This is a genomic window from Streptomyces sp. NPDC055189 (assembly GCF_053606765.1).
Map to the genome: position 1 here is coordinate 1 of NZ_JBSGSG010000061.1, position 13,791 is coordinate 13,791.

The following is a 13,791-nucleotide window of genomic DNA, read 5'->3' on the forward strand; positions in this document are numbered from 1 at the left end:
CACGCCGACGTAGTCGGAGCACTCAACGTTCTACGGGCCGGGCTGGTCCGTCGCGACGCCAACCCGGCATAGCGAGAAGCCCCCTCATTTATGAGGGGGAGGAGTCACGCGGGAGAGCCACGTGGTGAGCAGCCCTTCGAGTGATTCGCTCTCGGCGCGCGTCAGCAGGTCGAGGAGGCGGCGTTCGTTGCTCATGTGCTCGGTGAACGCCCGGTCGATCAGTTCGCGTCCGGGCCGGGTGAGGGCGACGATCCGGCCGCGCTGGTCGTCGCCGGAGCGGCGGCGGGTGACGAGTCCGGCCCGCTCCAGGCGGTCGATTCTCTTGGTCATCGCACCGGTGGTGACCATGGTGTGGGCGGCGAGTTCGCCGGGTGCCCGCTCGAAGGGCTCACCGGCACGGCGCAGGGCGCACAGGACGTCGAACTCCCCTTCGTTGAGGCCGTATCGGCCGTAGACCAGGCAGAGCTCTTCGGTGAGCTGGTCGGCCAGGCGGTGCAGCCGGCCGATCACGCCTTGCGGGGTGACGTCGACGTCGGGCCGTTCGCGGCGCCAGTCGGCCTGGATGCGGGCCACGCGGTCCTGCGGCTTCGGGTCGTCCATGCACTCCACTATAGCTTCCCAGGAAGCTATTATTGCTTCCATGGAAGCTAACCTGCGCTGGGTGGCTCTGACCGCCGTCGCACCGGTGGCCTGGGGGGCCAACTACTTCGTCACCCATGAGTTCTTGCCGGCGGACCGTCCCTTCTACGGGGCCGCCCTGCGGGCACTGCCCGCCGGTCTCATCCTGCTGGGCCTGTGCAGGCAGCTGCCGCGCGGGGCGTGGTGGTGGCGTTCGGCGGTGCTGGGGCTGCTGAACGTGAGCGTGTTCTTCGTGCTCGTCTACGCCGCTTCCCAACTGCTGCCGACGAGCATCGCCTCGACCGTCATGGCGCTGTCGCCGCTGGCGATGATGCTCATCGCCTGGGCGCTGGTCGCCGAGCGGCCCGGTATCGCGCACCTGGCCGGGGCCGCGATCGGGCTCGGCGGGGTCTGTCTGATGCTGTTCACGGGGGCGGCGGAGGTGAGCGTGCCGGGCGTGCTCGCCTCGGCCGCGGCCATGCTGATGTCGTCCTTCGGCTACATCCTGGCCAAGCGGTGGAGCGCCGGCATCGACGTGCTCGCGTCGACCGCCTGGCAGCTGACCGCCGGAGGACTGTTCCTGCTGCCGGCCGCCGCGGTCGCGGAGGGCGCTCCGCCCGCCCTCTCGGCATCCGAGCTCCTGGCGTTCGGCTACGTCGCCCTGGTCGCCACCGCGCTGGCCTTCGTCGCCTGGTTCACCGGGCTGCGGCATCTGCCCGCGGCGACGGTGGGCCTGGTCGGACTGCTCAATCCCGTCACCGGCGTCGTGCTCGGCACCGTGGTCGCCGGGGAGATGCTGACGGCCCAGCAGCTGTGCGGCCTCGCGCTGGTCCTGGTCGGTGTCGTCCTGGGCAGGCCGGCACGCACGGACCGACGCGGCAGCAGTACGAAGCCCGCCCCTCCCGCATCCGGTGCGCGCGCCGTCCGTGAGCCCACCGCCCGCAATCCGCGGTGAGGGCCGGACGCGAATAGGGGACGCGGGAGCAGACGTTCGGACGGCTGCACTGCCGTCGCGCGGTTCCCCGGGAGCATCAGGGCCCCGGTGCCAGCGGGCTCACTACCTGGTTCGGGCCGAATAATTACCCGGTTCGGTCCGGCTCAGTACCCGGTTCGGGCTGGCTCGATCAGGCGGCTTCGGTCACAGCCTAACTGTGGGCGGCGTCACTGCGCACGACCGGAGGGGCCCGGCGGGCCGGCCCGGGGCTTCGCCCATCCGGCGGCCCAACTCCCCCGACCGACCGCCGGATTGGTAAGCAACCACCGTTCGTCGAGGTCAGCGCCACGCTCATCCCTACCGACCCGCCGTATCCGCCGCAGCGAAACCGTCTGCCGCGCCACACCTCCGGCCGGCTCCCGCAGCTTCTTCCTGATCTCCGCCTCGCCCGGCGGCGCTGCCCCTCGCCCCGGGAACAGGCGTACCGGATGCCTGTCCTGAGGGAAGAGTGACGGTTGGAAACGACGCCGGGCACCGAGTCAACCCCCATTTTCGGCCAACTGGCCGTCACTTGCCGGAAGTCGAGGTCTGTAAAGCCGACGGCCCGTTTCGCCAGCACGCGCGCCCCTCGAATCGTCAAGCAGACGCAAACCGGATTCTGATCGACCATTCGCAACTCACGCAGTCAGGCCACCACGTGAGTTCTGTAACAGAATTAATGTTTTACAAGGCCTGTTCCCAGCATTTAGTGTGAGCGCTCAGAAAGAGACGACTCGCCGGTATCAGAAATTCACCGCCGGACCCCTCGGTCCGGACCACTTGATCGCATACCGGCAAGTCAAAACGGGGAGAGTGTAAAGGTATGTTCGAGAAACTTCTCGAGGTGACTCAGCTCATAGTTCCACGCTGCTGAGGCCTTCCGAGCGCTGACGGGGGCACCGCGCGCGGCTGCGCGCCTTCCCTTCGTCGCAGGCGAACGCGCGTCTCTGCATGTCACCCATGGCATGCGCTTCGTGCACGCCTGAGCGCTTTCCGGCCGGGACGGAATCCGAGCACGGTATTCCGTAGCGCCCTTTTCTTTTCCAGCCTCCCTGACTGTGTTCGCACGACGGTCAACGGCCGACGGTCGATCCGTGCCGACATTTCGGCACGATCAATTCCGGCCCGGCTTCATCATGCTTCATCGAAGCCTTTCCAGTGACGCACCCAACAGTTAACGGATTCTAGGTCAGAGAATGATGACGAACCCCACGGGGCCCAAGGAATTATCCCTGTCAGACATGCTGAGCGCGGCCGTCCTCGCCCAGCCCGACCGGACCGCCGTCTCCTGCGGCGCGGAGAGACTGACTTTTCAGCAGCTCGTTGAGCGAAGCGGAAACACGGCTGACCGTCTGCGACGCCTCGGAGCGACGGCGGACGAACCGGTCGGCATTTTCATGCAGCCTTCCGTCGACCTGATGGTGAGCGTCTGGGGCGTCCTGCGCGCGGGTGCGGCCTATCTGCCGCTGTCGCCCGAGTATCCCGACGAGCGCGTGCGCTACATGGTCGCGGACTCACGGACCAAGGTCATCCTGACGGACGAGTCCCTGGTCTCCCGCCTAGCCGCGATGACGCCACCGGAGACAAAGATCGTCACCGTCGCCCCGGCGCGAGCCCACCGGGAGACGACGCCGGATACGGATACGGACACAGATACGGCGCCAGAGCCGAACACCCGCCCCGGAGCCGCCGGTTCACCGGCTGACGTGCCGGCCGGTGCCGACGACCTCGCCTACGTCATCTACACCTCCGGCAGCACCGGCAACCCGAAGGGCATCGGGATCGAGCACCGCAGCATCGTCCACCAGATGCGCTGGCTGGCCGACGAACAGGGCCTGGACCAAACGAAGACGGTGCTGCAGAAGACACCGCTGAGTTTCGACGCCGCCCAGTGGGAGATCCTCGCGCCGGCCTGCGGTGCCGCCGTGGTCATGAGCGAACCGGGCGTCTACGCCGATCCCGGCGGGCTCGTCGACCTGATCCTGGCGAACGGCGTGACCACCCTCCAGGGCGTGCCGACCCTGCTGCAGGCGCTGGCCGACACCGGACGGCTGTCCGGCTGCACCTCGCTCACCCAGGTCTTCAGCGGCGGCGAGGCGCTCACCAAAAGCCTGGCGATCGAGCTGTTCGACGCGCTGCCGGACTGCGAACTGATCAACCTGTACGGGCCGAGCGAGTGCACCATCAACGCCTCGTCCCACCGCGTGGACCGCACGTCCGTCCAGCACGGTCCCGACCACATCTCCATCGGGCGGCCGGTGCGCGGCATGGACTTCCACATCCTCGACACCGCACGGCAGCCGGTCGCGCCGGGCGAGTCAGGTGAACTGTACATAGCAGGCCCGCAGTTGGCCCGCGGATACCTCAACAACCCCGAGCTGACCGCCGAACGGTTCGTCACCCGGCCCTTCACCGGCGACTCCGGCTCCACCCGCCTCTACCGCACCGGTGACCTGGCCCGCCGGAACGACGACGGCACCGTACAGTTCCTCGGCCGCACCGACAGCCAGGTCAAACTGCGCGGCTTCCGCGTCGAACTCGACGAGATCAAGGTGTCCGTCGAGAAGCACGACTGGGTCAAGTCCGCCGCCGTCCTGGTGCGCGAGGACACCCGCACCGGCGCCAACCTCATCGCCTTCGTCGAACTCGACCCCGCCAGGGCCGCGCTGATGGACCAGGGCAACCACGGCGCCCACCACCAGTCCAAGCAGAGCAGGCTCCAGCTCAAGGCACAGCTGGGCAACCTGGGAACCCGCGCGGACGAGGGCCTTGGACTGGTCGAGCTGCCCGGACGGACGCCGACGGCCCAGCAGCGGCGCACGGTGTTCGCCCGCAAGACCTACCGGTTCTACGAAGGCGGCCCCGTCACCCGCGACGACCTTTTGGCCCTGCTCGCCCGCCCGGCCCGGCAAGGCGCCGCGCCTCGCGACCCGGGCACCCTCGGCCTGGACGAACTCGGCTCCCTGCTGCGCTACTTCGGCCAGTTCCCCAGCGGCGAGCGGCTGCTGCCCAAGTACGGCTACGCCTCGCCCGGCTCGCTGTACGCCACCCAGCTCTACCTGGAGCTGTCCGGCATCGCCGGCCTGGAGGCGGGCCACTACTACTACCACCCGGTCAACCACCGGCTCACGCTGATCAGCCGCGCTCCCGCAGGGCCGAACAGGCTGCGCATCCACTTCGTGGGGCGCCGGTCGGCCATCGAGCCGGTCTACCAGAACAACATCCAGGAAGTCCTGCGGTTCGAAGCAGGCCACATGGTGGGCCTGTTCGACCACGTGCTGCCCGACTACGGGCTGCGCGTCGACTCCCGCGCGGACGAGCCCGGCATCAAGGACGTCCTGCACTGCCCGGACGAGGACCACTACCTGGGCACCTACGAGGTCCTGACGGCCGCCGCGGCGGCTGCGCCCGACCCGGTCGACCTGTACGTCCAGGCGCATCCGGGAAGGATCGCCGATCTGCCCGAGGGCCAGTACCGCTACCGCGACGGCGATCTGGAGCGGGTGTCCGACGACCTGATCCGCAAGCAGGACGTCATCGCCATCAACCAGGAGGTCTACGCACGCTCCAGCTTCGGGATCAGCATGATCGGCAGGGCGAGCGCGCCGTGGCAGCGCTACGTCGACCTCGGCCGGGAGCTGCAGCGCCTGCAGCTCAACGACCTCGGTCTGGGGCTGATGTCCTCGGGCTACAGCTCGGAGACCGGCAACCCGCTGTCCTCGGCCCGGCGCATCAGCGACCTCCTGGGCTCCGGCCCGCACCCGCTCGCCGGAGCGGACACGGCGTCCTACTTCGCCGTCGGCGGCCGGGTCAGCGCCGAGCAGCAGCTCAGCGAGGGCATGAAGGAGGACTCCGTCCACATGCGCGGCCCGGCCGAAATCGTCAAGGACAACCTCGCCGAACTGCTGCCGCCGTACATGGTGCCCAACCGGGTCACCGTCCTTGACTCCTTCCCGCTCACCCCCAACGGCAAGATCGACCACCAGGCGCTGCGGGAGCTGGACCAGGCCGCCGTCGACGACGCCGATGCGCCGGTCGTCCCGCCGCGCACCCCCACCGAGGAGGCCATCGCCGCGCTGTGGCGCACGGTCCTGCGCCAGGAGCGGGTCTCGATCCGGGACAACTTCTTCGCCGTCGGGGGCCACTCGCTGACCGCGGTCAACCTGGTCGGCCGGATCAACCGGGAGCTGGGCAGTTCCCTGCCGCTGCAGGTCCTGTTCGACGCGCCGACCGTCGCCGGGCTTGCCCGGCTCGTGGACCGTGCGCCCGCCACCGCGCTGTCACGCCTCGTGCGGCTGCGCGGCGCGGACGGCGGGCGGCCCGTCTTCTGCTGGCCGGGGCTCGGCGGCTACCCCATGAGCCTGCGCCTCCTTGCCGGCCGCCTCGGACTCGACCGGCCGTTCCTGGGCGTCCAGGCCTACGGCATCAACCCGGGCGAGATCGCCTACGCGACGTTCGAAGAAATGGTCGCCAAGGACATCGAGCTCATCCGGCAGGTCCAGCCCACCGGCCCCTACACGCTGTGGGGTTACTCCTTCGGATCCCGGGTGGCCTTCGAGACGGCCCGGCAGCTGGAGCAGGCCGGCGAGACGGTCGACGAAGTGATCCTCCTGGCCCCCGGCAAACCGCCCGTGGAGATCGGCGAGAAGGCGCCCACCGCGGCGACGGTCAGCTTCACCGACCCCGCCTTCGTCTCGATCCTCTACTCCGTGTTCGCCGCCGGCCTGGAGCCGACGGCCGTCGCCGACTGCCTGGCATCGACGCACGACGAGGACTCCTTCATCGCCTGTATCTGCGACAAGTTCGAGCATCTGGACCGCGACCTGGTGCGCCGGATCGTCGGCGTGGTGCGTCAGACGTTCCTGTTCGAGTACGCCCCCGACGACCTGGCCGGGCACACCGGGCACCGGCTCACGGCGCCGGTCACGGTGCTGCGGGCCGCGGGCGACCAGCCCTCCTTCATCGACCGGGGCCACGCCCTGTCCAGCACGCCTCCCCGCACCAGCCAACTGCACGCCGATCACTACGCGCTGCTGCGCGAGAACGGCGTGGACGAACTCGTCACCGCCGTCCGGGCCGCACGACTCCACAGGAAGGTCATCCCAGTGCCGCACGTCAACATCAAGCACTTCCCGAACAACCTCGAGGAGACCCAGATATCGACCCTCGTCGAGGCGATCACCAGCGCCGTCCGCACCGCCTTCTCGGTCGACGAAGGCGTCGTCTCCATCGCGCTGGAACCCGTGGCACAGGACGCGTGGAACGAACGGGTCTACATCCCGGAGATCGTCGAGGACCCCGGCCATCTCGTCAAGAGTCCCGACTACTGAGGCGGAGGACCCCATGCGCAACGTGATCACCAGGGTGCGGGAGGACCTCGCCATGATCGTCACACGGGATCCCTCGATCCGCACCCGCGCCGAGGCACTGCTGCACCCCGCCCTGCCGGCCCTGTGGGCCCACCGCGCCGCGCACGTCCTCTACCGGCGCGGACACCGTCAACTCGCCCGGATCCTGGCCTACCTGGCGCGCGCGGTGACCGGCGGCATCGAGATCCATCCCGGTGCGCGCCTGGGCCGGCGCGTGTTCGTCGACCACGGGGCCGCCGTGGTCATCGGGGAGACCGCCGAGATCGGCGACGACGTCACGATCTTCCACCAGGTCACGCTCGGCGCGGTCGGCTGGTGGCGCGACGAACGGCGCGAGCCCGGCGCCCGGCGCCACCCGGTCGTCGGCGACCGGGTGGTGCTCGGCACCAACGCCATCGTGCTCGGTCCCGTCACCGTCGGCGACGACGCGCTGGTCGGCGCCGGTTCGCTCGTCCTGAGCGATGTGCCGCCGCGCGCCCGGGTGTCCGCTCCCGCAGCCGGTGTCGTCGTACCCCTGTCGGCCGCGGAGCGTGCGGCGTCCGACCAGCTGCTGCGCACCCTGGCCACCACCGGGTGCTGGTGAGCGCCCGCTCCCCCGCCCGCAGTTCGCCACCCACCGATCCATCTCAACCCGGCCACGCGCCGGCATCGCAACGGAGGAACAGATGATTCACGTCGGAGTCCTGGAGAGCAATCTTTCCGGTTCCGGCTTCGAGGGCCTGCAGATCATCAAGGAACTCGACTGCCGCGTCACCTTCTTCACCCGCGACCTGGACCGCTACCTGGCAGTACCGGGCGGCCCGGAGTACTTCGAGCGCTACGTCGACGACATCGTGCACTGCGAGACGAACGTCTTCGAACAGCTCCTGCCGCACGTCGAGGAAGCCGGGGCCGAGCAGCCCTTCGACGCCTTCCTCACCCTGGCCGAGTACGACGTGGTGGTGGCCGCCGAGATCGCCGTCCACCTGGGGCTGCCCACGGTGAGCGTCGACGGCGTGGCCACGGCACGCAACAAGGCGCTGATGCGCCGCCGCTGCGCCGAACTGGACGTACCCATACCGGAGTTCCGCACGGTGAGCACGCCCGCCGAAGCGGCCAAGGCCGCCGCCGAGGTCGGCCTGCCCTGCGTGGTCAAGCCCGCCGACGAGACCAGCAGCGCCGATGTACGCCTGGTGGACACCGCCGAGCAGGCCGCTGAGCACGTCGCGCTGATCCAGTCCCGCGCCGAGAACACCCGCGGTCAGGCCCGCCACCACGAGCTGATGGTCGAGGAGTATCTCAGCGGCCCCGAGGTCAGCGTGGAGGTACTTGCCGACGGCGACCGCTACGAGGTGTTCGGGGTGACCGACAAGTCGGTCGTGGGCCTGGGCTACTTCGTCGAGCTGGCCCACACCTTCCCCTCCCGCCTGCCCGAACCGCTCGTGCGGGCCTGCGGCGATGTGGCCGTCCAGGCGCTGCGCGCGGTCGGCTTCGACCTGGGCATGGCCCATGTCGAGGTCAAGGTGACCGCGTCCGGCCCCAAGCTCATCGAGATCAACCCGCGGCCCGCCGGCGGAAAGATCACCTACCTGGTCGACCGGGCCCTTGGCATCAAGTCCCTGGAGCTGGTGGCCCGTCAGTACCTCGGCCAGCCGCTGCCGGACCCCGCCCTTCCGCCACGCCCGGTCGCCGGCGCCGCCATCCGCTATCTGACCGCGCAGCCCGGCCGGGTGGTGTCGGTCACCGGACAGCAGCGGGCCGCCGCGCTGCCCGGCGTCGAGGAGGTCGTCGTCAAGCCCAAGGCGGGCTCCGTGGTACGGGAGTTGCGCCGCAACGGCGATCGCTCCGGCCATGTGCTCGTGGTGGCCGAGAACGCCGAACTCGCCGCACGCACCGCGGAGGCCGCCGCCCAGGAGATCGGCATCCGCACCGAGCCGGTCTCCCGGCGTCCGGTCGCCGACTCCCTCATCGACCTGATCGGCGGAACCCCGCTGCTGCGGCTGCCGATGGACCGGGTCGTGGACGGCGCCCCGGCCGATGCCGACGTACTGGCGAAGCTGGAGCTGTTCAACCCCTGGTCCAGCAGCAAGGACCGGGCCGCCCTCTCCATGCTGCGCGGCGCCGAGAAGCAGGGGCTGCTCGCCCCGGGCAAGGGCACCGTGATCGAGGCGACCTCGGGCAACACCGGCATCTCGCTGGCCGCGCTCGCCGCCAACCGCGGCTACCGCTGCGTGATCGTACTGCCGGACAACGCGACCCCCGAACGGCTGGCCATGCTGCGCTCGCTGGGCGCCGAGGTGGTGCGCACCCCGCACACCGGCGGCTACCAGGCGGCAGTGGACAAGGCCGAGCAGCTGCACCGGCAGACCCCCGGCTCCTGGTTCTGCCGCCAGCACGACAACCCGGACAACACCCGGGCGCACTACGAGACGACCGGCCCCGAGATCTGGAACGACGCCGGCGGCCGTATCGACGTGTTCGTCTGCGGCGTGGGAACCGGCGGTACGCTCAGTGGCGCGGGGCGGTATCTGCGCGAAAGCCACCCCGCGGTGCGGATCGTGGCGGTGGAGCCGGCCGGCTCGCCCCTGCTGTCCGGCGGTAGGCCCGGCACGCACGGCATCCCGGGCTTCAACGGCGGCTTCATCGCGCCGACCACGCAGCAGAGCCTCATCGACGAGGTGATCACGGTTTCCGACGCGGACGCCCTGGACACCACCCGGCGGCTGGCAGCGCACGCCGGCCTGATGGCCGGTGTCTCGGGCGGCGCGGTCGTCCACGCCTCCGGCGTCCTGGCCGCCCGCCCGCAATACCGGGGCCGACGCATCGTGACCCTGCTGCCCGACACCGGCGAGCGGTACTTGAGCCTGCTGGGCCGCGAGAGTACGCCGGGCGGTGCCCGATGACGGCGCCCGCGCCCGCCACGGGCCTGCCCCCCGACGACCGGCCGCGTCTGCTGATGGTGATGCCCTACCGCCAGTTCGTACAAAAGGCGCAGGCCGCGGGGTTCTGGGTCGGTGCGATCTGGGACCCGCAGCTACAGACACCGGAGTATCTCGACGACGTACGCGCCCTGGCGGACGTATTCGTGACGGCGGACTTCGGGAACCTGCAGGAGCTGCGGCACACCATCCGCGAGACGGCCCGCGCGCACCGCGCCTCGGTGATCTACCACATCGGCCGGGAGGAGACGATGGTCGCCGCCCACGAGGTGGCCGAGGACCTGCACGCCGAGGTCAACCCGGCCGAGGCGATCCGCTTCCTGGCCGACAAGCACGCGATGCGTGACCTGCTCGCCCGCCACGGCCTGTCCCCGGTCTCCTTCGAGGCGGTTTCGGCCCGGCACGGCGTACCGGCCGCCGTCGAGCGGGTGGGGCGTCCGGCCGTCGTCAAACCGGCCGCGCTCGCCGGCAGCCGGGGCGTGTTCCTGTGGCAGAAGCCGCAGGACCGCACGGCCTGGACCGCACTCGTCGACGCCTACGGCTACGAGGGCCCCTTCCTGGTCGAGGAGTATCTGCGCGGTCCCGAATACAGCGTGGAGACGCTCAGCCATGACGGCAGGCACCACGTCGTCGGCATCACCGAGAAACTCCTCGGAGCACCCCCGCTGTTCGTGGAGGTGGGGCACGTCCACCCGGCGCCGCTCGCCCCGCACCGGGGGCACGCCATCAAGGAACTGACCGTCCGCTTCCTCACCCTGTGCGGATACCGCTTCGGCCCCGCGCACACCGAGGTCATCTGGACCACGCGCGGCCCGCGCATCGTCGAATCCCAGCCCCGCCTGGGCGGTGACCGGATCCCCCGGCTCATCGAGCTGGCCGGCGGCCTCGACATCGAGCAGGCCATCTTCGCCGGGCTCGCCGGCACGCCCGCCGCCGTGCCGGCGCCGACGGCGACGGCCGCCGTGCGGTTCTTCACCTTCCCGCCCGGTCGCATCGACAGCATCCGCGGCCTGGAGACGGTCCGGAAGCTGCCCTACGTCGACGAGTTGACCCTGCGGCTGCGCCCCGGCGACACCGTGCAGGAGGTCCGCGACTCCAAGGGCCGCCACGGGCACGTCATCGTCTCGGGCACCACGCCCGATCAGGCCGGTCGCCGGTGTGCCGAGGTCCTCGCCGCCGTCGAGCTGGTCATCGACGGGACGCCCGTACGCGCGGACGGGCGGACCGGCACCCCTGCACCCGCCCGCCCGCCGTCCGTCACCCATCCCCCGCACCGCAGAAAGGCACCGACCGTGCAGTACCCCTCATCAACGGCCAGGAGGTTGCCATGACCCACCAGAAGGCGGCCCTGACCACCCCCGGCACCGACGCACAGGTGGTCTTCGTCGGCTACAACGCGGCCTACCTGCGCGCCATCGACGGGAGTGTTCCGCACGGCTCCGTCGTGGTGCTGGAGGAGCCCGACATCATCCGCAAGCGGGAACTGCGGGACGCGGCTACCCGCTTCGACTGCCTGGAGCGGATCATTCCGGTGAGCTACCAGCAGTCCGCGGGCGCCCTCGACCTGGCGGCCGGCCTGGAGGCCCGGCGCCCGGTGGCTGCCGTGGTGCCCGGCCTGGAGTACGCGGTGCCCGCGACGGCCGCCCTCGCCGAGAAGCTCGGCCTTCCGGGCGCCACCGAACAGGCCGCCCAAGCGCTGCGGGACAAGGTCCGGCTGCGCGAGGCCTGCGACGCCGGCGGCGTCCGCAATCCGCGCTGGCGCGAGATCCACGGACCGGCGGACATCCTCGACTTCGCCGGCGAAGGACCCGTGGTGGTCAAGCCCGCCAACCGCCAGGCCAGCGTCGGCGTACAGCTCCTGGCCGCGGTCGACGCGGCCTCCGCGGCAGAGGCGTGGGAGCGCACCTCGTCGGCCGCCGAGTACGAGCAGGTCCCCGACCGGCACCTCACCTGGCGCTTCCTGGCCGAAGAACGTCTGCAGGGGCCCGAGTTCAGCGTCGAGGCCCTGGTACGCCAGGGCGAGATCATCTTTGACAACATCACCGCGAAGACGGTGATACCGGGGCCCTACCCGGTCGAACTCGGCCATCTGCTGCCCGCCCCGCTCGACCGGGACACCCGGGACGCCTTCGAGAGGGCCATGCGCGCGCTCGTCGCGGCGACCGGCTACCGCACCGGGATCCTGCACGCCGAGTGGATCCTGACCCCGTCCGGTCCCACCCTGGTGGAATGCGCGGGACGCTGCCCCGGCGACTACTTGATCGACCTGAACGACCTGGCCTACGGCACGCGCATCAGGCTGGCCCTCATCGACCTGCTGGCCGGCCGCCCGGTCACCCTGCCCCGTACCGCGCGGCAGACCTCGGCCATCCGCTTCCTGGCCGCCGAGCCGGGCGTGGTGACCGAGGTCGACGGGACAGACGCGGCGCTGGCCCTGCCCGGCGTCCAGGCCGCGGAGGTCGACGTCGAGGTGGGCCAGGAGGTCCGGCCGTGGGCGTCCTCCTGGGACCGCGCCGGGCACGTCATCGCGACCGGTCCCGACGCGGACACCACGCGCCGACGCGTCCTGGACGCGGACGCCGCCATCCGCATCACCACGGCCCCCCAGACCCCCACGGATTGAGGAAGCAGCAGATGTCCGTTCTCTGGCAGCGCGTCCGCGGCTGGCGCGGTTCCGTCCCCGGCGGGCCGGTCGGCATCCGGCTGTCCGTGATGGCGATGATCGACGCCGTCGGCACCGGTGCCTTCCTGGCCGTCTCCGTCCCCTTCATCACCCGCTCCGTCGGCCTGTCGGTGGGCGAGCTGAGTCTGGGCCTGACCCTGTCCGCCGCGATCGCCCTGGCCACGGCGGTCCCGATCGGCATCCTGGCCGACCGGATCGGACCCAAGAAGGTCCTGGTCGGGGTGAGCCTGTGGCGCTGCGCCTGCTTCGTGCTCTACCCCTTCGTGCAGAACCTGTGGCAGTTCCTGACGGTCGTGTGCCTGCTCGGCCTGGTCGACAAGGCGGCGGCACCGATGGAACAGGCCCTGGTCGGGCAGGTGACGGCCACCGACGACCGGGTCAGGGTGGTCGCGGTCCTGCGCTCGCTGCGCAACGTCGGCTTCACCGTCGGCGCCCTGCTGGGCGGTGTCGGCCTGCTGATCGACACCCGGGTCGGCTACGGCGCGATCCTGCTGCTCAACGCCGCCTCGTTCGCCGTACTGGCGACCCTGGCCTACCGGCTTCCGGTGCTCAGCAGGCCGGCGAAGAGCCTGCGCCGGCGCTTCTCGGTCGCCGCGCTGCGCGACGGGCCGTTCCTGTCGTTCACCGGGATCAACGCGGTCCTCACCATGCACATGACCCTGCTGAGCATCGGCATCCCGCTGTGGATCGTGGAGCACACCAAGGCCCCGGCAGCGGTGATCTCACCCCTGGTGGCGGTCAACACCGTGCTCGCGGTCGCCCTGCAGGTCCGCGCGAGCCGGGGCACCGAGACCATCGCAGGATCGGCGCGGGCACTGGTACGCGCCGGCGCCTCCCTGGCCCTGTGCTGCCTGCTGCTCGTCGCGGCGCCGAAGCCGCCCGTCGTCCTGGCCGTCGGCGTGCTGCTCCTTGCCATGGTCGCGCTGACCGCAGGCGAGCTGTTCCAGTCCGCCGGTGGCTGGGGCGGGTCGTATCTGCTTGCGGCGCCCGGCCAGGAGGGCGTCTATCTCTCGGTCTTCTGGCTCGGCGTGGCCGTCCAGCAGATCGCCGCACCGCTCGTGATCGGCCTGGTCATCACCACCGGCACCGTCGGATGGGTCGTCCTGGCCGCGCTGTTCGCCCTCTGCGGCCTCGCGGCCCCGGCCATCGGCCGGTGGGCGCAGGCACAGGCCGACCGCCGTCCGCAGCAGGACCCGGCCCTGGCCGAGGCCGCGTGATCGCCCCCGCTCA

8 protein-coding genes and 1 pseudogene are annotated in these 13,791 nt (G+C 70.7%); 8 read left to right on the top strand and 1 reads right to left on the bottom strand.

The window, feature by feature from the left end:
• Positions 1 to 84: 84 nt before the first annotated feature.
• The gene (locus tag ACWFR3_RS32225) at positions 85 to 600 is read right to left on the bottom strand and encodes a MarR family winged helix-turn-helix transcriptional regulator (protein ID WP_453738199.1); all 516 of its coding nucleotides are present in this window, start codon (positions 598 to 600) and stop codon (positions 85 to 87) included.
• Between the two features lie 40 nt (positions 601 to 640).
• Between ACWFR3_RS32225 and ACWFR3_RS32230 the strand changes: the two genes are divergently transcribed.
• The 8 genes and pseudogenes from ACWFR3_RS32230 (at position 641) to ACWFR3_RS32265 (ending at position 13,778) form a co-directional block, all read left to right on the top strand.
• The gene (locus ACWFR3_RS32230; protein WP_453738200.1) at positions 641 to 1,573 is read left to right on the top strand and encodes an EamA family transporter; all 933 of its coding nucleotides are present in this window, start codon (positions 641 to 643) and stop codon (positions 1,571 to 1,573) included.
• A gap of 1,259 nt (positions 1,574 to 2,832) precedes the next feature.
• A complete protein-coding gene (locus ACWFR3_RS32235; protein WP_453738201.1) occupies positions 2,833 to 6,921 on the top strand; it encodes an amino acid adenylation domain-containing protein in 4,089 nt (1,362 codons plus the stop codon).
• Positions 6,922 to 6,934: 13 nt separating this feature from the next.
• Complete coding sequence (gene epsC, locus ACWFR3_RS32240) at positions 6,935 to 7,543, top strand: serine O-acetyltransferase EpsC (RefSeq protein ID WP_453738202.1); 609 nt, start codon at positions 6,935 to 6,937, stop codon at positions 7,541 to 7,543.
• Positions 7,544 to 7,625: 82 nt separating this feature from the next.
• Positions 7,626 to 8,510, top strand: a pseudogene (locus tag ACWFR3_RS32245) (ATP-grasp domain-containing protein); the annotation flags it as partial.
• A 57-nt stretch (positions 8,511 to 8,567) separates the two neighbouring features.
• The gene (locus tag ACWFR3_RS32250) at positions 8,568 to 9,842 is read left to right on the top strand and encodes a pyridoxal-phosphate dependent enzyme (RefSeq protein WP_453738250.1); all 1,275 of its coding nucleotides are present in this window, start codon (positions 8,568 to 8,570) and stop codon (positions 9,840 to 9,842) included.
• Positions 9,839 to 11,209, top strand: a complete 1,371-nt coding sequence (locus tag ACWFR3_RS32255) for an ATP-grasp domain-containing protein (protein ID WP_453738203.1) — start codon at positions 9,839 to 9,841, stop codon at positions 11,207 to 11,209. The genes ACWFR3_RS32250 and ACWFR3_RS32255 overlap by 4 nt, the downstream gene beginning before the upstream one ends.
• Positions 11,206 to 12,501, top strand: coding sequence for an ATP-grasp domain-containing protein (locus tag ACWFR3_RS32260; protein WP_453738204.1), 1,296 nt, complete (start codon positions 11,206 to 11,208; stop codon positions 12,499 to 12,501). Before ACWFR3_RS32255 ends, ACWFR3_RS32260 begins: the two co-directional genes overlap by 4 nt.
• Before the next feature lie 11 nt (positions 12,502 to 12,512).
• Positions 12,513 to 13,778, top strand: a complete 1,266-nt coding sequence (locus tag ACWFR3_RS32265; RefSeq protein ID WP_453738205.1) for an MFS transporter — start codon at positions 12,513 to 12,515, stop codon at positions 13,776 to 13,778.
• The last annotated feature ends 13 nt before the right edge of the window (positions 13,779 to 13,791 follow it).